General features: G+C 73.4%; 20 protein-coding genes. 8 read left to right on the top strand and 12 right to left on the bottom strand.

Annotated elements, in window-relative coordinates:
• The 7 genes from ACYQ77_RS25290 to ACYQ77_RS25260 form a co-directional block, all read right to left on the bottom strand.
• Complete coding sequence (locus ACYQ77_RS25290; protein ID WP_459715429.1) at positions 1 to 1,908, bottom strand: hypothetical protein; 1,908 nt, start codon at positions 1,906 to 1,908, stop codon at positions 1 to 3.
• The gene (locus ACYQ77_RS25285; RefSeq protein WP_459715427.1) at positions 1,905 to 2,168 is read right to left on the bottom strand and encodes a hypothetical protein; all 264 of its coding nucleotides are present in this window, start codon (positions 2,166 to 2,168) and stop codon (positions 1,905 to 1,907) included. The genes ACYQ77_RS25290 and ACYQ77_RS25285 overlap by 4 nt, the downstream gene beginning before the upstream one ends.
• Positions 2,165 to 3,166, bottom strand: a complete 1,002-nt coding sequence (locus ACYQ77_RS25280; protein WP_459715425.1) for a pyridoxal-phosphate dependent enzyme — start codon at positions 3,164 to 3,166, stop codon at positions 2,165 to 2,167. The genes ACYQ77_RS25285 and ACYQ77_RS25280 overlap by 4 nt, the downstream gene beginning before the upstream one ends.
• On the bottom strand, positions 3,087 to 4,070 hold the full coding sequence (locus ACYQ77_RS25275) for a GHMP family kinase ATP-binding protein (RefSeq protein WP_459715423.1): 984 nt from the start codon (positions 4,068 to 4,070) through the stop codon (positions 3,087 to 3,089). The genes ACYQ77_RS25280 and ACYQ77_RS25275 overlap by 80 nt, the downstream gene beginning before the upstream one ends.
• A complete protein-coding gene (locus ACYQ77_RS25270; protein WP_459715422.1) occupies positions 4,067 to 4,873 on the bottom strand; it encodes a Rossmann-like domain-containing protein in 807 nt (268 codons plus the stop codon). Before ACYQ77_RS25270 ends, ACYQ77_RS25275 begins: the two co-directional genes overlap by 4 nt.
• Positions 4,870 to 5,589, bottom strand: coding sequence for a class I SAM-dependent methyltransferase (locus ACYQ77_RS25265; protein WP_459715420.1), 720 nt, complete (start codon positions 5,587 to 5,589; stop codon positions 4,870 to 4,872). The genes ACYQ77_RS25270 and ACYQ77_RS25265 overlap by 4 nt, the downstream gene beginning before the upstream one ends.
• A gap of 121 nt (positions 5,590 to 5,710) precedes the next feature.
• Positions 5,711 to 7,423 carry a substrate-binding and VWA domain-containing protein gene (locus ACYQ77_RS25260; protein ID WP_459715418.1) on the bottom strand — a complete coding sequence of 571 codons (1,713 nt, stop codon included), beginning with the start codon at positions 7,421 to 7,423 and terminating at the stop codon, positions 5,711 to 5,713.
• 220 nt (positions 7,424 to 7,643) lie between these two features.
• Here ACYQ77_RS25260 and ACYQ77_RS25255 point away from each other — a divergent pair, with 220 nt between their 5' ends.
• Positions 7,644 to 9,062 (top strand): serine/threonine-protein kinase, encoded by a 1,419-nt coding sequence (locus tag ACYQ77_RS25255; RefSeq protein ID WP_459715416.1) that lies wholly within the window; start codon positions 7,644 to 7,646, stop codon positions 9,060 to 9,062.
• Between the two features lie 7 nt (positions 9,063 to 9,069).
• Here the strand turns inward: ACYQ77_RS25255 and ACYQ77_RS25250 are convergent, their stop codons facing one another.
• Positions 9,070 to 9,429, bottom strand: coding sequence for a response regulator (locus ACYQ77_RS25250; RefSeq protein WP_459715414.1), 360 nt, complete (start codon positions 9,427 to 9,429; stop codon positions 9,070 to 9,072).
• 54 nt (positions 9,430 to 9,483) lie between these two features.
• A complete protein-coding gene (locus ACYQ77_RS25245) occupies positions 9,484 to 10,836 on the bottom strand; it encodes a serine/threonine-protein kinase (RefSeq protein ID WP_459715412.1) in 1,353 nt (450 codons plus the stop codon).
• 402 nt (positions 10,837 to 11,238) lie between these two features.
• Between ACYQ77_RS25245 and ACYQ77_RS25240 the strand changes: the two genes are divergently transcribed.
• A complete protein-coding gene (locus ACYQ77_RS25240; protein WP_459715410.1) occupies positions 11,239 to 12,186 on the top strand; it encodes a 5'-nucleotidase in 948 nt (315 codons plus the stop codon).
• Between the two features lie 53 nt (positions 12,187 to 12,239).
• On the opposite strand, the gene ACYQ77_RS25235 is transcribed toward ACYQ77_RS25240, so the two are convergent.
• The 3 genes from ACYQ77_RS25235 to nudC are packed head-to-tail and all read right to left on the bottom strand — an operon-like array spanning position 12,240 to position 14,584.
• Positions 12,240 to 12,986, bottom strand: coding sequence for a class I SAM-dependent methyltransferase (locus tag ACYQ77_RS25235; protein WP_459715408.1), 747 nt, complete (start codon positions 12,984 to 12,986; stop codon positions 12,240 to 12,242).
• Positions 12,983 to 13,717 (bottom strand): alpha/beta hydrolase, encoded by a 735-nt coding sequence (locus ACYQ77_RS25230; RefSeq protein ID WP_459715406.1) that lies wholly within the window; start codon positions 13,715 to 13,717, stop codon positions 12,983 to 12,985. The genes ACYQ77_RS25235 and ACYQ77_RS25230 overlap by 4 nt, the downstream gene beginning before the upstream one ends.
• A gap of 21 nt (positions 13,718 to 13,738) precedes the next feature.
• Complete coding sequence (nudC, locus tag ACYQ77_RS25225) at positions 13,739 to 14,584, bottom strand: NAD(+) diphosphatase (protein ID WP_459715404.1); 846 nt, start codon at positions 14,582 to 14,584, stop codon at positions 13,739 to 13,741.
• A gap of 19 nt (positions 14,585 to 14,603) precedes the next feature.
• On the opposite strand from nudC, the gene ACYQ77_RS25220 reads away from it, so the two are divergent.
• From ACYQ77_RS25220 to ACYQ77_RS25195, 6 genes are all read left to right on the top strand, one after another.
• Positions 14,604 to 15,119, top strand: a complete 516-nt coding sequence (locus ACYQ77_RS25220) for an XdhC family protein (RefSeq protein ID WP_459715402.1) — start codon at positions 14,604 to 14,606, stop codon at positions 15,117 to 15,119.
• A 1,141-nt stretch (positions 15,120 to 16,260) separates the two neighbouring features.
• Positions 16,261 to 17,016, top strand: coding sequence for a 3-oxoacyl-ACP reductase FabG (gene fabG / locus ACYQ77_RS25215; RefSeq protein ID WP_459715400.1), 756 nt, complete (start codon positions 16,261 to 16,263; stop codon positions 17,014 to 17,016).
• A gap of 11 nt (positions 17,017 to 17,027) precedes the next feature.
• Positions 17,028 to 17,480: a MaoC family dehydratase gene (locus ACYQ77_RS25210; protein WP_459715398.1), complete on the top strand. Its 453-nt coding sequence runs from the start codon at positions 17,028 to 17,030 to the stop codon at positions 17,478 to 17,480.
• 11 nt (positions 17,481 to 17,491) lie between these two features.
• On the top strand, positions 17,492 to 18,649 hold the full coding sequence (locus tag ACYQ77_RS25205) for an acyl-CoA dehydrogenase family protein (protein WP_459715812.1): 1,158 nt from the start codon (positions 17,492 to 17,494) through the stop codon (positions 18,647 to 18,649).
• Positions 18,646 to 19,731 carry an acyl-CoA dehydrogenase family protein gene (locus ACYQ77_RS25200; protein WP_459715396.1) on the top strand — a complete coding sequence of 362 codons (1,086 nt, stop codon included), beginning with the start codon at positions 18,646 to 18,648 and terminating at the stop codon, positions 19,729 to 19,731. Before ACYQ77_RS25205 ends, ACYQ77_RS25200 begins: the two co-directional genes overlap by 4 nt.
• Complete coding sequence (locus ACYQ77_RS25195; protein WP_459715394.1) at positions 19,728 to 20,336, top strand: TetR/AcrR family transcriptional regulator; 609 nt, start codon at positions 19,728 to 19,730, stop codon at positions 20,334 to 20,336. Before ACYQ77_RS25200 ends, ACYQ77_RS25195 begins: the two co-directional genes overlap by 4 nt.
• The last annotated feature ends 773 nt before the right edge of the window (positions 20,337 to 21,109 follow it).

Genomic DNA, 21,109 nt, shown 5'->3' with positions numbered 1-21,109 from the left:
TCACGCGGACCCGCCCAGCGCGACGTCGTCCGCCCGGCCGGTGACCGGCCCGGCCACGCCGAGCGCGACGTCACCGCCGAACCGGTGCGCCAGGCACCGGTGCAGCAGGCCCAGGAACAGGGTGGCGGGCCCGCGCGCACGTACCGCGTGCAGGTCGGCCGGGGTGGCGGCGGCGAGCGGCCGGTCGGCGAGCGCGACCAGTGCCGCGTCGACGACCTCGACGAACTCGGGGTAGCCGACCGCGAGCAGGTCGCCGCCGGGTGCGGCGAACAGGTGGCGCGGCTCGCCGCGGTCGTGGAACTGGGCGGGGGTGGGGACGTCGGCGAGCGTCTCCCCGTCCAGGTAGCGCACCCGCTGCGGGACGCGGCTGCCGGGCCGCGGGAGCACGGCGACCACGCCGGCGCCGGGCACGTCGGCCACCTCGGCGACGGCGGTCCGCTGTGCCGCGACGCGGGGCGCGTCCCCGTCCAGCCGCCACAGCTGCACCGTGCCGTCCCAGGTCAGCCGGAGCAGCCGGTCCGGTCCGGTGAACCCGAGGTGCCGCAGGTAGCCGTCGCCGACCGGCGCGGTGGCCAGCGGGCGCAACCCGCCTGCCGTGATCTGCGCCAGGTACAGGGCGTCGTTCGCGGCGACGGCGACCCGGCCGCTGCCGGGGTCGATGGCGACGGTGCACGTCTCCACCCGGTGCCTGGCCGGGATCGCGAGTTCGGCGCGCACGTCGAGGACGCGGTGGCGGTAGCGGCGGAAGTCGCGGCCGCTGCCCGACATGAGGTGCAGGAGGGTCGTGTTCTTCTTCTCGTCGTACACCACTCCCGCGAACCCGTCGGCGGTGCGGAGGAGGGTGCCCCGCCAGGGGAACCGGCAGACCCCGTCGTCCTGGACGTCACCGCCGCTGACGACCAGCACGTCGGCGTCCAGCGCGAGGATCCTGGCGTGGGCGCCGACGGACACCCGCGTGTGCGCCCCGGCGTCGGGGAGTGTGTACACCGCCGCCTCGTTCGCGGCGACGACGGCGATCCGGCGTCCGTCGGGCGTGATCGAGCCGCGGAGGGGGTTCGCCGTCGGCAGCCGCACCGGCCGGAGCGTGGCGCGACGGGACTCGTCCAGTTCGGCCGGGTCCACGGCGGCGAGCGCGTCGAACAGCGGGGCGTCGTGATCCGCGGGCCGCCATCCGGCGCACCGCCGGGCGGCCGCGGCGGCGTCGACGACCGGCAGGTCCTTGGCCAGCCGCCACACACCGGCCCAGTCCCGCCGCTGCGCGAACTCGTCGACCAGGTACGCCGCTTCCCGTTTGCCCAGCCGGGTGCGCCCGCCGCGGCGGACGGTGTCAGCCAGCGCCCGCACCAGGTCGGGGTCGCCGGCGGCCCTGGCCCGGACGCGGGCACGCACGTCCTCGCCCGCGCCCTGGTACGCGACGGCGAGCAGCGAGTGGTCCGGGTCGGCCACCCGGTACTGCTCGTCCTGCCCGGTCAGCAGGAAGAACATGGCCGCCTGCCGGGGATCCGCCGGTGCGAGGTGGTGTTCGACGCAGAACGCGGTCAGCGCATGGTCCTGTGTGGACAGTGCGAGGGCGCAGGCGGCGGCCACCAGGTCCTGGTGCCCGGCGAGGATTCTCGTCCGCGCGGTGGCCGCGATGGGGTGGCCGGTCCGGCACGCGGCGGCGGCCACGTCCCCCGGGTCGGCCTCCGCGCCGAGCGCGACCAGGCTGAGCCCGCCGCCGCTCCTCGGCCTGCGCCAGCGCGCCAGCGCCGCCCACAGCCGGGGGTCCGGCTCCGCGAGCCACAGGTCCCACACGGCGTCGGTGGCGACGGGATCGCCGCGGTCACCGGCCATGACGAGCCAGCCCCGCGCCGGCCTGCCCAGCGGACCACGGGCGAGCGCGACCCACCGGTCGACCCTGGCCGTCACGACGGGCCGCCGGGCGCGCTGTCGTCGCGACGGTCCACACCGACAGCATCCCAGACGGGGCAGCCCGGGCGGGCCGTGGTCGACGCACTCTCCGGCGTGCTCTCGACCAGGGCGGCCACCTCGTCGGGCGGCAGCGATCTCGTGGTGCCGCTGCTGTCCGCCGCCGACGCGGCCACCGCGCACACGAGCTGCGGCGGACCGTCGGCGCGTTCGTCGTTGTACGCGCTGGGCGCGGCGATCACGCCCGCCACCAAGCTCATGGGGTGGGCGCGGGGGCGTGGTTCCACGCCATCCGCGACCACGGCAGCGCCAGGTCGTCGACAGTGGACACCGCGACCGGGGACAGCTCGCCGACGGGCGGGGCGTCGCGGTGGCGGGCGAACACGGTGCCCGCGTAGCGGTGGCCGGTGTCGGCGGCGACGAACAGCGTGGTGCGGCCGGGCTCCCGGGCGTGTTCCCAGCGGGCGGCGAGGTAGGCGGCGCCGGTGGACAGGCCCGCGAACACGGCGTGTGCCCGCAGCAGGTCGATGCTGCCCGCGAGCGCGGCGGTGAACCCCACCCAGTGGATCGTGTCGTAGAGCGTGTGGTCGACGTTGCCGAACGGGATGGAACTGCCGATGCCCGCGATGATGATGTCCGGATCGGCCACGTGCTGGCTGCCGAACGTGACGCTGCCGAACGGCTGCACCCCGGTGAGCACCACGTCCGGCGACCGTCTCCGCAGGTATCCGGCGAGTGCGCCGGTCGAGGCGCCGGACCCGACCCCGCCGACCACGGTCAGCGGTGCGCCGCCCAGCTCGTCGGCGATCCGGTCGGCCACCGCGCGGTAGCCGAGGTAGTGGATGTCGTCGTGGTACTGGCGCATCCAGTGGTACCCGGGGTTGTCGCGCAGGATCTCCCGGACACGGGCGACCCGGCGGCTCTGGTCGAGCTTGAGGCTCGTCGACGGCGCCATCTGTTCCAGGTGCGCGCCGAGGATCGCGAGCTGGGACCGCAGCGTGTCGTCGACGGTGGTGGAGCCGACGATGTGGCAGCCCATGCCGTACCGGTGGCAGGCGAGCGCGAGCGCGTACGCGTAGATGCCGCTGGAGGAGTCCAGCAGGGTGTCGCCGGGACGGACCACGCCGGTGTCGAGCAGGTGCCGGACGGCGGCGAGCGCGGACACCACCTTCATGGACTCAAACCGCAGGCAGACGAGCCCGGTCCCGAGCCGTACGAGGTCCGGTCTGCTGATCGCGTCGGCGATGTGACTGTCCATGCCTGCCCTCCGGTCGGCCGGTGCTGAAGATCCGGGTCACGGGGATGGCCCGGTCGTGCAGGGCTCGTACGCAGTGCCGCAGCCGTTCGTCGAGGTCGTCGGCGGCCGGGTCGAACAGCAGGCCCGCGACGTTCCCGCTGTGCGCGACCTGCACCCCGGCCGCGCCGGCGCGGCCCGCGATGGCCTCCAGTTCGGGGAGTTCCTCCTTCGGCAGCCTGCGCTGGTTGCGGCGGGCGCTCTCGGTGCTGACCCAGCCGAGCAGGCCGACGTCGGCCTCGGCGAGCGCGCGGCGCAGCAGGGCACGCAACCGTTCGAACTCCCGCACGTCGTCGTGCGCGTCGGCGGCGGGCAGGGCCAGCGTGTCCACCGGCCTGCCGCCCGCGGTGAGGCACCCGACCACGATCACGGGCGGGAGCGCGGCGCCGAGGTCCTCCAGGACGCGGCCTTCCCGCTGTGCGAACAACAACGGCCGGTCCTCGAGCATGAGCGGGTCGCTGGCGTCCTCCGCCTGGACGGCCAGCCGCGCGATCACCCCGGAGGGCAGCACGAGGCCGAAACTCGCCGCGACCGCGCGGACGGTGGCGATGACGTCGCCGGTCGAGGAGCCCATGCCCAGCCCCAACGGGATGTCGCTGTGGAGGCGCAGGTGCCCGCCGCACCGCGGGCGGCCCGTCCGGCGTGCGCACTCGGCGATGGCGAGGGAGGCGGCGCGAGCGGCCTTCACCCGGCCGGCCGGGCTGACCACGACCCGGCCGCGTGGCAGCGGCGTGAACTCGGCCCGCGCACCGGGGCCGGGCATCGGCAGCGTGACCAGGCCCCGGCACGGGCGTCCCGACGCGTCGAGGAACACCCCCTGCAGGATCTCGCCGTGGTGCGCGGAAGCGTGCCCGATGGCGACGGTCATGCCCGCGTCGCCGCGCGGTAGCGGTACAGCACCGTGGGGTCGGCGCTGAACTGCGAGAACGGGAAGGGTTCCGCCGACAGCGCGCGCACCCCGGCGCCGAGGAACGCCCGCGCGACCGCACTCCCGGTCTGCGCGTACACGACGAGCGGCACGGCCCGTTCCCGGCAGCGCCCGAGGATCGCGTCGAACGTGCCGTTGCTCAGGGTCATGCCGGTGGCGACGACGGCGTCGGCGGTGTCGAGCACCTCGGTCATCGACGTCGCCACGGTGTCGCCCCACTGCGTGGTGCGCAGGTTGTGGTCGCACGGCAGGCACACGCCGCCGCGCTCGCGGATCGCCGCCACGAGCGGGTTCACCACCCCGATGAGCGCCACGCGCGCGCCCGGCGCGATGTCGAGCAGCGCGGCGATGGCGGCGTCGCGGGCGCGGGCCCGTACCTCGGGGGTGCCCGCGGGCAGCACGACCGCCTCCGCGTCCGGGGCGTCGCGGTGCGGGCGCGCCTCGGCGAGGTACGCGTCGAGCGCGGCGATCCGCAGCGGCAGCGGACCGTCCCGCAGCAGGTCGTCGAGCGTGCTGCCGGACGCGTCGTGGCAGATCGCGGGGTCGACCGCCCCCGCCTCGAACGCGCAGGCGCCGAACGACCGTCCACATCGGACGAGGAGGTACTGGTTGCGGTAGGTCGTGTGCCCGCCCGCGAGCCGGGTGCCGTGGTGCAGCCAGAACACGCTGGTGGCCACCAGTTCTCCCGGCGGGGCGCCGTGTTCGCCCGCGCGGACCGCGCTGACGAGCTCGTCGACGGTCACGCGGCACCGCCGCGGTGCACGCGGAACAGGTAGGTGAGCACGCCGTCCTGCCAGTCGTGCCGCAGCGCCACCTCGACGGTGAAGCCGTTGTCGTGCGCGTGACCGACGATGCCGCGCAGGTCGGCGGTGTTCGAGACGATGAGGTACACCTCGCCGCCGGGCGCCAGGAGGTCCCGTCCGGCGAGCTGGGCGAAGAAGCGGGCGAGCAGCGGCGCGCCGACGCACACGTTGCGCACGACGGCGGGGTCGTCGCTGACGACCTGGCTGACCGCGGGCGGGTTGAACGTGATCACGTCGAGCTGCCGCCCGGCCGGGAACCCGTCGAACACGTCGGCGACGACGGGCACGAACGTGGCCCCGTCGCGGTGCCCGACCAGGCGCTGGTAGTGCCGCGCGGCGGTGTCGACGCTGGCGGCGTCCACGTCGATCGCGTAGACCTCCCGCGCGCCGCGCAGCCCGGCGACCACGGTCTCCACCCCGAGCCCGACGCCCATGGCGGCGTAGCGGCGGCCCGCGACGGGGATGGTGCCGTCGAGCAGCCGCTGGTGGACCATCCGGCTCGTCCCGCCGGGCAGGAACACGCCTGGCGGGACGTCGAACACCCAGCCGTTCCACTCGTAGGAGCGCGGGCTGTGCAGGTCGGCCTTCGGCTGGTTGAGCGCGATGATCCGCTCGGCGGGCAGGGGCGGTGGCAGCTGGTCGATCAACAAGTCCACAGAGGACTCCTCCGGTGGGGACATGGCAGAGCGTGACGAGATCGCCACACTGTGCCATTATACAAATGAAAACCATTATCGTCTAGAGGTGACGGGGGACGCCCCTCCCCAGGGGATGGGCTCAGCGACCCTCGGCGCCGGGACGGCAGTCCGGCGGCTGGCACAGCATCAGCGACAGCGCCTCGTGGAACACGTCGCCGATATGGGCGGGGTTCTGCGCGATGAACGCCTTGCCGCCGGTCGCCTCGGCGATCGCGGTCAGCGCGGCCCGGTCGACGCCGGGGCCGATGCCGATCCCGACGAGTGTCAAGGGCCTGCCCGGGTTCCGCAGCCCGCGCAGTTCGGTGAGCAGCCGGTCGAGGGTGATGTCGCTGGCGTTGTCGTCCTTGCCGTCGGTCAGGACGACGACCGTGTTGATCCGCCCCGGTTCCCAGCCGCGCACGGCGTCCCGGTAGGCGGCGAGCACCGCGTCGTACAGCGCGGTGTTGCCGTCCTGCAGGGCCTGCACGGCGCGCAGCGTGTCGACCGCGCCACTGGCGAGGTGCTCGGCCATCGGCCGGACGGGCAACAGCACCTGGTAGTCCTTGGCACCGTCCAGGTCCGTCGCGAACACCCACATGCCGAGCTTCGTGGTCGGCTTGAACAGCCGCATCCCGGTCGCCGCGGCCTCGACGGTGACCGCCATCCGGGTCCGGCCGGTGCCCGGCACCTGCTCGGCCATGGACCCGGACACGTCGAGCAGCACCTGCAACCGGCCGCTCAGGTTCACCCCGGCCCATGCCGCGAGCACCTGCTCCACCTCGGCGGAGCCGCGCAGCGGCGCCGGGGTCACCCGCTCCCCCGACGTGCGCCGGTCGCCGGACCGGTCGCGCAACGCGGCGCCGTCCGGGGTGCGGAAACCGGCGTCGGCGAGCATGTCGGCGCTGTCCTGGGTCAGCAGCCGGTCCAGGAACCGTTCCGCGACACCGCGTTTGGCCACCGGGGTTCCCGGCAGCACGGTGTACGGGAAGTCGAGCGCGGGCACGCCGTCGTCCGGGTAGATCGCGACCAGCGGGAGCTGCCCAGGCTTGGCGTTGTGCAGGAGCAGGGCGTGCTCGGAGGTGGGGAACGCCTCGAGCGGATCGGCGACGCCGCCGGGCAGGCGGCGGAACAGGTCCTCCTGCCGGGGCACCGTGTTCCGGGAGAGCGCGCGCATCGCGACCGTGCGTGCCGTGCCCGGGTCCGGGGCGTCCGCGACGAGGTCGTTCAGCTCCAGCAAGGTGGAGATCCCGACCGGATCCCGTGCGGGGTCGGGGAACCCGACCGCGAGCCCGCCTGCGGCGGGACCGATGACCTGCCCCCACCCCGGCTTCTCGTCCGGCCACCCGAGGTCGGACGCGACGGTCTCGGTGACCCCCAGCACCACCGGCGAACTCGCGATCGACGTCCCGGTGGCGGGCACGGACCACGCGCCGGCGTCCTGCGCGCGCCACAACCACATGGTGGACTCGGGGATCCACACGTCCGGCGGCCCGCCGGCGACGGCGAGCGACTCGACGACCTCGGAGGAGTCCCGCTCCACCACGCGTACGCGGTAGCAGGCGCGCTCGTCGTCGGCCGCGTGCCGCGCGACCTGGGCGACGACGGGCGCGATCTCGAACGCGGCGGCCACCGTGAGCGACGGCCGGGCCGCACAACCGGCGGCACGGAGCCGGTCCCCGAGAAAGCCGACGGCAAACCAGCCCACCAGCGCGACCACGAGCAACCCCACGGCGACCGGCGTGCGCCGGCCACGCGACCGGACCGATGAGTGCCGTCCCACCGCCGCGCCCTCCATCCGCTCAGCGGACACCACCGCGCTCGCACCCTACCGGCCTGGTCACTCGATCAGGGGATCACGAGCCGCCCCACCGGGCGCTGCGCGCCCGGCTTCCCGAGCGGCGGTCGTGCCGGGAAAGGCGACGAGCACCTGCGACGCTGTGTGCGGTGGCTTGTGACGTGCCGTGACACGGAAGCGCCGTACTGATCGGGTGCCCGGCTCACGAGGCCGGGTCGCGCGAGTGGACGGAGCGGGTGTGCACAGCATCTGGCGAGCGGAACGCGTGGTCGCCGGGCGGTACCGGTTGGCTGCGCCGGTCGGCGAGGGTGCGATGGGGACCGTGTGGCGGGCGTTCGACCTGCGGCTCGGCCGGGTCGTGGCCATCAAGCAGTTGCGCGTGCCCGCCGGGGACGACGCGGCGCCGGCGCGGCGGCGGGTGATCCGGGAGGCGCGGGCGGCCGCGCGGCTGCAGCACCCGAACGCGGTCGCGGTCCACGACGTCGCCACCGACGACCTGGGCAACCCGGTCCTGGTGATGGAGTACGTGCCGTCCCGCAGCCTCGCGGCCGTGCTCGACGACGGCGGTGTCCTGCCCGTGGCCCAGGTCGCCAGCATCGGCGCGCAGCTCGCGGCGGCGCTGGCCGCGGGGCACGCCGCCGGGATCGTGCACCGGGACGTCAAGCCCGCGAACGTCCTGCTCGGCGTGGACGGCTCGGCGAAGATCACCGACTTCGGGCTCGCCAGGAGCGTCGACGACGGCGCCGTCACCGACACCGGGCTGCTGGCGGGCACACCGGCGTTCCTCGCCCCGGAGGCGGCGTACGGCGAGGCGCCCACGCCCGCCACGGACGTGTTCTCCCTCGGCGCCACCCTCTACGCCGCGCTCGAGGGCACGCCCCCGTTCGGCACCGCCGCCAACCCGGTGGCCCAGCTCCAGCGCGTCGCCGAGGGCGGGGCGCCGCCGCCGAGGAACGCGGGCGCGCTGACGGCGCCGATCATGGCGATGCTGCGCGACGATCCCGCCGCGCGGCCCACCATAGGCGAGGTCGCCGACACCCTGGCCGCCGCGGGCGCCCCGACGCGCCTCGACCTCCGCCCGCTGCCTGCCGCCGCTCCCCCGCCGCGCCGCCGGCACCTCGCGTTCGTGGCCATGGCGGCGCTCGTGGTCGGCCTGCTGACGCTGCTGCTGCTCACCACGTGGCCCGTCGGCCGCGCCGACCGCGGTGCGGCCGCGGCGCTGACGACCACGTCCACCCCGCCGCCGGCCCCGGACGCGGAGGTGCTGCGGCAGACCGTCACCCGCTTCTACGCCCTGGTCGCCGACGACCCGGGACAGGCGTGGTCCCTGCTCGGTCCCGCGCTGCGCGACCAGGGCCGCGACCGGTTCGAGGAGCGGTGGCGCGACGTCACCGGCCTGCTGGTGACCGGCGCCCCCACCGTCTCCGGCGACACGGTCGTCGTCGAGATCGAGTACACCGCCGGGGCGCACGTCCGCGAGACCCACCGCCACACCCTGCTGGCCCAGGACGGCGCCGTGCTGATCAACTCCGACGAGGTCGTCGACAGCGCGACCGCGACCGCCACCACCGCGACGACGACCACCACCGCGGTCACCGGGGAGGACAAGGGCCGCGGCCGGGGGCCCAAGAAGGACGTCGGGCGCGGCGGTACCTGAGACGCGGTCAGGCGGCGGCCGTGCGCAGGGCGCGCACGAGCCGGTCGCCGTCCCCGCTCTTGCCCAGCACGCCGACCGCGCCGGTCCTGATCGCGGCCCTGGCCTGCTCGGGGTGCGGGTCGGAGGTGTGCACGAGCACCCGTGCCTGCGGCCACACGCGGAGGATCCGGCGGGTGGCCTCGATCCCGTCCACGCCGGGCAGCCGCACGTCCATGAGCACGACGTCGGGCCGTTCCCGGAGCACGACGTCGATCGCGGTCTCACCGTCCGGGCAGGTCCCCACGACGGTGATGTCGTCGGTCTCGGAGAGCACCCGCACGAGGCACTCGCGCATCAACCGGTGATCCTCGACCAGCACCACACGCATCGGGCCTCCCTCTCCGCTCTCCCGCCATGACAGGCGGCGAAGACCCGCGCGGTGTCACCGCTCGTCGGTGTCGGCGTCCTGCGTGGTGGTCGTCGCCTCGCTGGTGGGCGGGGGTGTGGTCGTCGTGACGTCGGTCGTCTGCTCCCCGCCGGTCGTGGTCGGTGGCGCCGCCTGCGCGGGCGGCGTGGTCGTGGTGGTCGTCGGTGCCGCCTGGCCGGTCGTCGTGGTCGGGACGGCCCGGCGGCGCGTCGTCGTGCTGGTCGCGGGCTGGTCGTCGACCTGGACCGGCTGCCCGGCGGCCGGTGCCACGGGCACGGACACCGAGGTCCCCGGGTCCTGGCTCTTCCCGCCCTGTTCGGCGGGTGCCGGGTCCTGTGTCGGCTGCACCCCGGCGTGACCGCCGAGCAGCCACAGCCCCACGGCGACCAGCGCGACGACGAAGACCCCGGTCACGGCGAGCGGCCCCCGTGGCCTGCCCGCGGCCGTGGCCGCCACCGGCGCGACCAGTTCGGTGGGCGGGTCGATGACCGTGGTGCCCGCCTCGACGGGCGCGGCGACGACCGGGGCGACGACCGGCAGAGGCCCGGACGGCTCGTCGACGGCGGTGAGCAGGTCACGGGCCTGTTCTGCGGTGGGGCGGGCGTCCGGGTCGGTGGTGAGCAGGGCGAGCAGCACGTCGGTGAGGGGGCCCGACCGCCGCGGCGGGGTGATCTCCCCGCAGGCCACGGAGTGGAGCAGCCCGAGCACGTTCGGCCCCAGACCGAACGGCGGTTCCCCCTCCACGGCGGCGTACAGGGTCGAGCCCAGCGAGAACATGTCGGAGGCGGGGGTGGGGTCGGCGCCGAGCGCCACCTCGGGCGCGAGGTAGGCGGGGGTGCCAGCGACGAGGCCGGTCCTGGTCACCGCCGCGTCGTCGACGGCCCGGGAGATGCCGAAGTCGGTGAGCTTCGCGACGCCGTCCGCACCGAGCAGGATGTTGGCGGGCGTGATGTCGCGGTGCACGATGCCCGCGGCGTGCGCGGCCGCGAGCGCGGAGGCCACCTGCGCGCCGACGGCGGCCACCGCTGACGGCGCGAGGGGCCCGTCCTCGGTGATCGCGGTCGCGAGGCTGCGCGAGGGCAGGTACTCCATGACGAGGTGCGGCACGCCGTCCTCGTCGACCACGTCGAACACGGTGATCGCGTTGGGGTGCTGCAGGCGGGCGGCGATCCGGCCTTCACGCAGGCAGCGGGCGACCTTCTCGTTCGTCTCCGCTGCCCCCAGCCCGGGCCGGAGCAGCAACTTCTTGACGGCCACGGGACGCAGCAGGCGCTCGTCGTGGCCCTGCCAGACCATCCCCATCGCACCGGTCCCGATCGGCCGCACCAACCGGTAACGCCCGGCGACGAGGTGCCCCTCCCCCGTCACGACGGCACCGTCCGACACCGGAGCACGTCCTGAGTTGCCACGACGACCTCACTCTCACCGGGTGCCACCCCGCTCCAAGAGTTTCATCGTGAGCGTCCTGTTAAACCTCTTCGGCCGACCGAGTCCGAACGAGCAAGCCGACGAGCGACGTTCGCGAGAGTGCGCGCAGGAAGGGGACGACGTGCCGACCGGTCCTCAGCGCCGGCCCGCTCGGTGCGTCCGCGTGGCACACCAAGTCGATCGGCCAGCCCGCCCACCTGCCAGACGGAGGCACGGCACGTCCAGGCGACCCATCCGGAGACGGCAACACCATCCAGCGCTGGAATCTCTTCTGTCCGTCGTGCGGCCACGCTCGTAACCGTCTACAGGACCATGACGACCCCTGGGTCGGCCAACGCAGACATGGGGACGTTCCACTATGGCGTATTGCCTGGACAATCGGTTGGTGGTCGCACTCGCGTCCGCGCGTACCAAGAACAACACGTCGATGAACCGTTGCCGAAGGGCACCGCGTTTACGTTCATCAAGCGTCTGCTGTCACTCAACGACATCGCCGAACCGCACGACCCGCTGATCGAGGTCATCGTGCTGTCCAAGAACGACCCGGACACCGGCCTACGGGTGATGCGTTCGATCCAGCATCACCGGCTTCCCATCACCAGAGCGATCTTCACTCAGGGGCAGTCCCCGTACAGCTACATACCCGCGCTGAACATGTCACTGTTCCTCTCAGCCAACGGGGCCGACGTCCGTGACGCGGTCGAACGAGGCTTTCCCGGTGGTCAAGTGTTGCACTGGTCCGCGACCGAGGATCCGGCAGCCGACGATGACGAGCGCGACCTACGTATCGCCTTCGACTTCGACGGTGTCCTCGCAGGCGACGAAGCGGAACAGGTCATGCAGCAACGCGGCCTCGAGGACTTCCACCAGCACGAGTCCATGAACGCGAATACACCCCACGCCCCAGGACCCCTGCAACCGTTTCTGGCAGGCATCAACAAGATCCAGAAGCGTGAAGAGGAACGCCGCCAACAAGACCCTTCGTATCGGATCCGGGTACGCGTGTCGGTGGTGACCGCGCGAAACGCACCGTCACACGAACGCGCCGTGGCCAGCCTCAAAGCCTGGGGGGTCACGGTCAACGACGCCTTCTTCCTGGGTGGTTTGGACAAGGGGCCGATTCTCGGCGTGCTTCGTCCACACATCTTCTTCGATGACCAAGAAAGGCACGTACGCCTGACCTCGAAAGCCACCCCCAGCGTGCATGTCCCCTTTGGCGTCATCAACCACCAGAAACGATCTGGAACTGGCTCGGTTGTGCTCGGCGGTGATCATGTCCGGTCTCCGTGAGCTGCTCACTCGCGCGGCGCCGCCTTCGACATCAGCGGCGCCGGACGGCGCCGTCAGGCCGGTTTGCGCGCCTCGATGAGGAAACGGGTCGTGGTGGCGACGAACGGGCCGTCGGCTTCGATCTTGTCGTGCAGTTCGCGCAGGCGGGTCCGGTACGCGTCCACAGTGAAGCCGGGCACCATCCAGATCACCTTGCGCAGGAAGTACACCACGGCGCCGACGTCGAAGAACTCCGTGCGCAGGCTCGCCGTCCTCAGGTCCACGACCTCGAGCCCCGCCGCTTCCGCCATGGCACGCGCCTCCTCGGGGTCGCGTTCCGCCCACCGCCGCGGCCCCAGGAAGAACTCGACCAGCTCGGCGACGCTGCGCTGCCCCACCTCCTGCGACAGGTACGTCCCGCCCGGCGCGAGCACCCGCGCGATCTCCGCCCACCACGCCCGCACCGGGTGCCGGCTCACCACCAGGTCGAAGGTGTTGTCCCGCAACGGAAAGGGCGGCTTCCCGGCGTCGGCGACCACGTGGACACCGCGCGGGCGCAGGTTCCGCGCGGCCCGTGCGCGGTTGGGCGGCCACGCCTCCAGCGCGACCGTCACCGGCGCCAGGTGGGGCACCCCGGCCAGCACCTCACCGCCGCCGGTCTGGATGTCCAGGGCCACCGACGCGGCGGCCATGCGTTCGCCCATCAGGCGCTGGTAGCCCCACGGCGGCCGTTCCTCCGTCGCCCTGCCGTCCAGCCACGAGAAGTCCCAGCCGTCGACCGGGACCGCCGCCGCTTCGGCGACCAGTTCCTCGAAGGTCATGCGGCCAGCCAGTCCGCGGTCGTCTCGATCACCTCGGCGGACGCCTTCGCGCCGAGGAAGCCGTGCCCCGCCCCGGGGATCGAGTGCCAGTCCGTGCGCGGGCGGCGCAGCGCGGTGTCCCTCGCGATGTCGTGGGACACGTGCTCGTCGGCGTCGCCGTGGACGACCAGCGCGGGTTGCGGGGCGGACAGGAACGCGTCGGCGGGGCGCGGCGTCGTCGCGAACTCCTCGAACAGCGGTGCGCCCAGCACGAACCGGCCCTCGATGTCGACGTCGCCGCCGGCCCGGTCGCCGTACAGTGCGCGTCCCCTCGGCAGTTCCGGTTCGAGGAACGTGTGCCGCAGGTCCAGCACCGGCTGCCACAGCACGACGGCACGCACCGCGTCGGCGAGGTCGGCCAGCGACAGGGTGACGCTGACGGCGCCGAAGCTGGAGCCGAGCACCGCGACCGGCCGCCCGGCCCACGACACGGCGGCCCGCAGGTCCCGCCGCTCCCCGGCGATCGTCATCTCGCGGTCGACGCCGTCGCTGTTGCCGTGGCCGCGGAAGGAGAACCGCAGCACGGACAGTCCACGTGCGACCAACGCGGCCGCGAGCGGTTCGAACAGCCCGTTCTCGGCCAGGTCGACGGTGATCCCGTGCGCGAGCACGACGGCACGCTCGCCGGCCTCGTGCCACACCGCGTCCAGGCGCAGGCCGTCCTCGGTCGTCAACCACACTCGACTCGCCACGGCGGCGAGTCTACGAACTCCTCACCCCTCGGCCAGCCAATTTCCCACCAGGTACGACTCGATCGAGTCGGGACGGCCGTCGCCGAGGGCGCGGACCTCCGCGCGGGTGAACCAGCGCGCCTCGTCCAGCTCGTCGTGGTCCACGGCGAACTCGTCGGTCTCGGCCAGCGCGCGGAAGCCGACCATGAGCCCCGACGGGAACGGCCACGCCTGCGACGCCTGGTAGGCGACGTCACGCACCCGCACCCCGGCCTCCTCGGCGAGCTCGCGCCGCACCGCGTCCTCCAGGCTCTCCCCGATCTCCAGGAACCCGGCGAGCGTGGCAAACGACGACGCGCCGCGGTGCCGCGCGAGCAGGCAGCGCCGCCGGTCCGGGGCCTCCACGAGCATGATCACGGCGGGTTCGATGCGCGGGAAGTGCAGCTTCCCGCAGCCGTGGCACCGCCGTACGTGCCCGGCCTGCTCGGCCGCGGTCGCCGAGCCGCACGCACCGCAGAACCGCTGGTTGCGGGCCCAGTGCAGCATGCCGCGGGCGTAGGCGAGGGTGGCCGCTTCCTGCGGGTCCAGCCCGGTGAACAGGCCGCGGATGTCGACCGCCGCCTCGGCGCCAGCCGCCCGCAGCGCGTCCTCTTCGGTCTCGTCGGACAGGTCGACGGCGAACACCGCGACCTCGCCCTGGCCGAGGAAGACGGCGTCCCGGTCCGGCGCGTCGAGGTGCACCGGCACCCCGTCCGCGACCAGGCACCGATCCCGCCAGAACGCCAGCGCCCGGCCACCCGCCCGGGCGGCGGCCAGCCATTCGGCGTCCCCGCGACGACCGCGGTCGAGGGCCAGCCCGTTGTACGGCAAAGTGACGTTCGTCGGCACGCGTGCCACCCTAGAACGCATGGCGACAGACGATCCGAACTGTGCGGTGGCACACGGCGACGCGCAGGCGCCGCCCGAGACCCGCACCCTGGTTGCCGTGTTCGCGTCCCCGGCCGCGGACGTGCTGTTGCGCTACGCGGCCGACCTCGGCTTCCGCACCGTCCTCGTGGAACCGGAACGCGGCCGCGTGTCCAACGAGGAGGCGGGCGTGACCACGGTCCTCACCCACTTCCCGCAGCTGGACGGCGAGGCCGACGTCGTGGTGACCGACCACCACCGCGCCGAGCTGGGCCAGGTGCTCGCCGAAGCGCTCAAGCTCCCGGTGCGCTGGATCGGCGTGATGGGCAACCCGCGCCACCCCGGCCCGCACGTCGCGGCGCTGCGCGACCTGGGCGTCGCCGACGAGGAGATCGCGCGCGTCCACCGGCCCATCGGCCTCAACATCGGGTCGCGGACGCCGCCGGAGATCGCGATCGCCACGCTCGCCGGCCTCATCGCCGACCGCAACGGCAAACCGGGCGGCTTCGAGTTCTGACCCCGGCGCGGCCGCCGGCCCCCTCGAACCACACTACCGGCGACCACCGACACAACCACCCGCCGAAGATCGACACCGGCCCGGTTGTCCACAGCCCGGCCGGTTGTCCACAGCCGACGGCCCGCACACCCGGCGTTGTCGGTGCCTGCCCGTACGCTGGCAACCGGGGGCCGGAGGCCGCCCCTCTATCACCGCCGCTTCCGCGGATCGCGGCGCTCGCCCGACCGCCGTCGGCTGACGCTCGTCGGCCACGCTCGCCGTCACCGCTCGCGGTCTTCGCACCCACCGCCCGAGCACCACCTGCGCGCTCTGCGCATCCGCCGTCCGGGCGACCCGAACCACCCGCGGGTCTCCGCACCCCAACGCCCACGCACCGCCTGCGCGGTCTCCGCAGCCGCCTCTGCGCACCGCGACCACCCGCGCAGCCTCCGCACCCACCCACGCACCGCCTGCGCGGTCTCCGCAGCCACCCTCCGCACACCGCGACCACCCGCACGGTCTCCGCACCACCGCCCGAGCACCGCGAACCACCCGCAGGGTCTCCGCATCCAACGCCCGAGCATCACCTGCGCGCTTTGCGCGCCCGCCGCCCAGGCGACCCGAACCACCCGCAGGTCTCCGCACCACCATCCGCGCACCGCCTGCGCGGTCTCCGCACCCGCCCACCGCGCGCCCGCGAACCACCCGCACGGTCTGCGCACCCACCGCCCGAGCAACCCGAACCACCCGCGGGTCTCCGCACCACCGCCCACGCACCGCCAACACTGCGAGTTCTCCGCACCCAACGCCCACGCACCGCCTGCGCGGTCTGCGCACCCAGCCTCCGGGCCCCGAACCACCCGCACCGTCTCTGCACCCGCCGCCCGAGCACCACCTGCGTGGTCTCCGCACCCACGCCGACCCCCTGCGGGTCTCCGCACCACCGCCCGCGCACCCACCGCCCGAGCGACCGCACGGTCCTGGCACCCACCGCACAACCACCGCCCGGGCGAGCCCGCATGGTCTCGGCTCCACCCGCCCGGACACCCGCGAACCGCCGACCCGGCCCACCATCCCCAAGCCGCTTGCCCGCTCCAGGCGCACGAGGTAGCTTACTAAGCGCTTGCTTAGCTCGTTGCCGAAAGCGTTCGAAGGAGAACCCGTGGCTCAGTCCCGTGTCGCGATCGTCACCGGTGCTGCTCGAGGGATTGGCGCGGCCGTCGCCAAGCGCCTCGCCGAGGACGGTTACGCCGTCGGCGTCCTGGACCTCACCGAGGACCACTGCAAAGACACCGTCGCCGCCATTCAGCAGGCCGGCGGCACCGCGCTCGCCGTCGGCGCCGACGTGTCGAACGCCGAGCAGGTCACCGCCGCCGTCACGAAGGTCGCACAGGAGCTCGGGCCGCCCGCCGTGCTGGTCAACAACGCGGGCATCCTGCGCGACAACCTGCTGTTCAAGATGTCCGAGGACGACTGGGACATGGTCATGAACGTGCACCTGCGCGGCGCGTTCCTGATGTCGCGCGAGGTGCAGAAGTACCAGACCGAGGCGGGCTGGGGCCGGATCATCAACCTGTCCAGCACCTCCGCGCTCGGCAACCGCGGCCAGGCCAACTACTCCGCGGCCAAGGCGGGCATGCAGGGCTTCACCAAGACCCTCGCGATCGAGCTCGGCAAGTTCGGCATCACGGTCAACGCGATCGCGCCCGGCTTCATCGAGACCGACATGACCGCGGCCACCGCGGAGCGCGTCGGCGTGGACTTCGAGCAGTTCAAGCAGGGCGCGGCCGCCGCCATCCCGGTGCAGCGCGTCGGGCAGCCGGAGGACATCGCCGCCATGGCGTCGTTCTTCGCGCGCGAGGAGTCCGGGTTCGTGTCCGGCCAGGTGATCTACGTGGCCGGCGGGCCACAGGACTGAGAGACACCGACATGCGGATCTTCGCGAACCTCGACGAGTTCGCCGCCGCCAAGGGCGAGCAGCTCGGCCACGGCGCCTGGCACACCGTCACCCAGGAGCAGGTCAACCAGTTCGCCGACGCCACCGGCGACCACCAGTGGATCCACGTCGACACCGAGAAGGCGGCGGCGGGCCCGTTCGGCGCCACCATCGCCCACGGCTACCTCACGCTGTCGCTGATCCCCTTCCTGGGCAAGGAGATCTACCGCGTCGACGGCATCACCATGGGCATCAACTACGGGCTCGGCAAGGTCCGCTTCCCGTCCGTGGTGCCGGTCGGGTCCCGCATCCGCGCGGGCGCGGAGCTGGTCGACCTGACCGACCGGGCGCAGGGCAAGCAGGCCACGCTGCGCTGGACCGTCGAGATCGAAGGCGGCGACAAACCGGCCTGCGTCGCCGAGACGATCGTGGTGTACGTGCCGTGAACGAGACGCGACTGCGGGAGCTGGCGCGCGAGTTCCGCGCCGAGCACGACCACACCGCCATGGACCGGCTGGACTTCCTGCGTGCCCGGTTCGACGCCGGACTCGCGTGGGTCCACTTCCCCACCGGGCTCGGCGGCCTCGACCTGCCGCGCGAGCTGCAGAACGTCGTGGACGAGGAACTCGCGGGCACACCGGACAACGACCCGCGCCGCATCGGCATCGGGCTCGGCATGGCCGCGCCGACCATCCTCGCCTTCGGCACTGAGGAACAGAAGAAGCGCTTCCTCCGTCCTCTCTGGACCGGTGAGGAGGTGTGGTGCCAGCTGTTCTCCGAGCCCGGCGCCGGTTCCGACCTCGCCGCGCTCGGCACGCGAGCGGTCCGCGACGGCGACGACTGGGTGATCACCGGCCAGAAGGTGTGGACCTCCAGCGCGCACACGGCCCGGTTCGCGATCCTCGTGGCCCGCCACGACCCGGACCTGCCCAAGCACGCCGGCCTCACCTACTTCGTCCTCGACATGACCGACCCCGGCGTCGAGGTCCGGCCGCTGCGCCAGATCACCGGCGAGGCCGAGTTCAACGAGGTCTTCATGACCAACGCGCGGGTGCCGGACGCGTACCGGCTCGGCGCGGTAGGCGAGGGCTGGAAGGTAGCGCAGACCACGCTCATGAACGAGCGCGTCGCCATCGGCAGCCGCCCGGCACCCCGGGACGGCGGCATGTCCGGCGTGGTCGCGCAGACGTGGCGGGACCACCCGGAGAACCACACGCCAGAACTGCACGACCGGCTGCTGGACCTGTGGACGCAGTCGGAAGCGTTGCGACTGGCGGGGATCCGGCTCCGCCAGCAGCTCGCCGCGGGCGCACCCGGTCCGGAGGGCTCGGCGATGAAGCTCGCGTTCGCGCGGCTCGCGCAGCGGCTGACGGGCCTGGAGGTGGAACTGCTCGGCGACGACGGCCTCCGCTACGACGACTGGACGCTCCGCCGCCCCGACAAGGTGGACTTCACGGGCCGCGAGGCCGGGTACCGCTACCTGCGCGCCAAGGGCAACTCGATCGAGGGCGGCACGTCGGAGGTGCTGCGCAACATCATCGCCGAGCGGGTGCTCGGACTCCCCGCCGAGCCGCGCACCGACACCAAGGTCGCCTGGAAGGACCTGCCGCGATGAACCTGCTCTACACCGACGTCGAGGACGACCTGCGGGCGAGCGTCAAGGACCTGCTGGCCGACCGCGCGTCGGCCGCCGACGTGCTGGCGCGCTGCGAGACGGCCGAGCCCCACGACCTGGACCTGTGGCGCAGGCTGACCGAGCTGGGTGTGGCGTCGCTGCACGTGCCGGAGGAGCTGGGCGGGCAGGGCGCGTCGACGCGCGAGGTCGCGGTCGTGATGGAGGAGCTGGGCCGCTCGGTCGCGCCGGTGCCGTTCCTCGGCAGCGCCGTGCTCGCCACCACGGCGCTGCTGGGCTGCAAGCCGAGCGACGAGGTGCGCGGGCTGCTGGAGGCCATCGGGTCCGGTTCGTCGATCGCGACCCTGGCGGTGTCGCTCGCGACCGCGCCGGGCACGACCGTGCCGGACGCGATCCGCTCCGACTCCGGCCTGACGGGCCGGGTCCGCTCGGTCGCCGACGCGCTGCCCGCCGACGTGCTGGTGGTCCCCGCCCAGGGCGGTAGCGGGCTGGAACTGTACGCCGTTCCCGTCGCGCAGGAAGGCGTCGAGGTCACACCGGTCACGTCGCTGGACCTGACCCGCCCGGTCGCGGACGTCACGCTCGACGGCGCCACCGGCACCCTCCTGGCCGGCCCGGAGTCCGCGGAGCAGGCAGTGGACGGTGCACTGTGGACGGCGGCCGGGCTGCTGGCGTCCGAACAGCTCGGCGTCGCGGAGTGGTGCCTGGACACGACGGTCGCGTACCTGAAGGACCGGCACCAGTTCGGCCGCCCGGTCGGCTCGTTCCAGGCACTGAAGCACCGGCTGGCCGACATCTGGGGCGACCTGGTGCTGGCGCGCGCGGCGGCCCGCAACGCGGCGGACGACCCGGGCCGGCTGTCGGCGAGCGTGGCGCAGTCGCTGTGCTCGACCGTCGCCGTGCACGCGGCGGAGGAGTGCGTGCAACTCCACGGCGGCATCGGCATGACGTGGGAGCACCCGGCGCACCTGTACCTGAAGCGCGCGAAGGCCGACTCGATCGCGCTCGGCACCGCGGGCCGGCACCGGCAGCTGCTGGCGCCGCACGCGAACATCCTGCCGTGACCCAACCCCTGCCCGACGACCTGTGGCCGGACGTGCGGCCGGACGCCGCACGCCGCCTCATGGCGGCCGCCGTCGAGTCGTTCGCGTCCCGTGGCTACCACGCCACGACGACCCGAGACATCGCGACGGCGGCCGGCATGTCGCCCGCCGCCCTGTACGTGCACTTCCCGGCCAAGTCGGCGGTGCTGTTCGCGATCAGCCGCAGCGGCCACGAACGCACCCTCGCGATGGTCGAGACCACGATCGCCGAACACCCGGACCCGGTGGAGGCGATGCGCACGCTCGTGGAGCGCTTCGTGGCGTGGCACGCGCGGCGGCACGTCGTCGCCAGGGTGGTACAGCACGAGCTGGACGCACTGCCGCAGGAGGACTACGAGGTGGTCGTGGACCTCCGCCGCCGCACCGAAGGCCTCGTCCGGGACGTGATCACCCGAGGCGTGGAGGCCGGGGTGTTCACGGTGCCGGACGTGCGCACCGCGGCGCGGGCGGTGCTGTCACTGGGGATCGACGTGGCGCGCTGGTACTCCCCGTCGAGCAAGCCGTCGCCCGCGGTGCTGGGCAAGCAGTACGGGGAGCTGGTGCTCAGCATGCTCGGGCACCACTAGGTTCTCCCCTTCCAGGCCTTGTCGCGCACCGTCGCGCTCGAGCTGCCCCGCTTTTGCGCGGCCGATTAAACTCGGACATCTATATAGTTCATAGTTGTTACAGGCTGGCAGTAAAGCTGGACCAGAGTGGGCAGCTCCCAGAGGCACGATTGGCTCGGAAGTCCGCGGGTGGGCCTGGGCAGACCCGGACCGGCACGCCGGAAGGGCGAAGCGACCGAGCTGGGACGGCTGGGAACCCTGGACTGCAGGGCGAACCCACCGACGTGGGCTTTCCGGGCATGTTCGGCCGAGCAAGCCCGGAGGGCCCACGGAGCGATAAGCCGGAAGGCCAGCCCGGAAGCTCGTTCGGCCCGGCAAGCGGGGATGCCATTCGGCCGACCGAGCCGACACGGGTAGGCCGCGCAAACCCGGAGGCCAGTGCCCGGGCAGCCCGGAGCGGAGGGCCGGGAGTGCGAACCAGCGCGACGGCGGCCACCTTCCGGTCTGAGGATGTGGGTGTCCACTCAGTCCAACTCCGCCCACCGGGCTCGCAGAGCTGGACCCGACCAGTCGACCTGCCCTCCGGCCCGCCTTCCCAACCACCCTCCAGGCTTGTCCTCTCCCCTCCTCGGCACAGCCACCCAGCCGCCAACCCAGCCACCCCACCCAGCGCGATCAGCCAGCCCAGCCAGCCCAGCCAGCAAGCCCCGCTCGCCCAGCCCAGCCAGCCCAGCCCAGCCAGCCCGGCTCGCCCAGCCCAGCCAGCGTCCAACCCTGCGTGCCCGGCAGCCCAG

The sequence above is a fragment of the Actinophytocola sp. KF-1 genome (genome assembly GCF_054661535.1).
Note: the sequence above shows the minus strand (reverse complement) of the source record. Positions and strands in the feature narration are given on the sequence as shown.

Excerpts from the sequence above, each read along its gene's own strand:
- ACYQ77_RS25200 (WP_459715396.1), top strand. The coding sequence starts at position 18,646 with ATGAACCTGCTCTACACCGACGTCGAGGACGACCTGCGGGCGAGCGTC.
- ACYQ77_RS25210 (WP_459715398.1), top strand. The coding sequence starts at position 17,028 with ATGCGGATCTTCGCGAACCTCGACGAGTTCGCCGCCGCCAAGGGCGAG.
- ACYQ77_RS25280 (WP_459715425.1), bottom strand. The coding sequence starts at position 3,166 with ATGGACAGTCACATCGCCGACGCGATCAGCAGACCGGACCTCGTACGG.
- ACYQ77_RS25235 (WP_459715408.1), bottom strand. The coding sequence starts at position 12,986 with ATGACCTTCGAGGAACTGGTCGCCGAAGCGGCGGCGGTCCCGGTCGAC.
- ACYQ77_RS25285 (WP_459715427.1), bottom strand. The coding sequence starts at position 2,168 with ATGAGCTTGGTGGCGGGCGTGATCGCCGCGCCCAGCGCGTACAACGAC.
- ACYQ77_RS25240 (WP_459715410.1), top strand. The coding sequence starts at position 11,239 with ATGGGGACGTTCCACTATGGCGTATTGCCTGGACAATCGGTTGGTGGT.
- ACYQ77_RS25275 (WP_459715423.1), bottom strand. The coding sequence starts at position 4,070 with ATGACCGTCGCCATCGGGCACGCTTCCGCGCACCACGGCGAGATCCTG.
- ACYQ77_RS25220 (WP_459715402.1), top strand. The coding sequence starts at position 14,604 with ATGGCGACAGACGATCCGAACTGTGCGGTGGCACACGGCGACGCGCAG.
- ACYQ77_RS25250 (WP_459715414.1), bottom strand. The coding sequence starts at position 9,429 with ATGCGTGTGGTGCTGGTCGAGGATCACCGGTTGATGCGCGAGTGCCTC.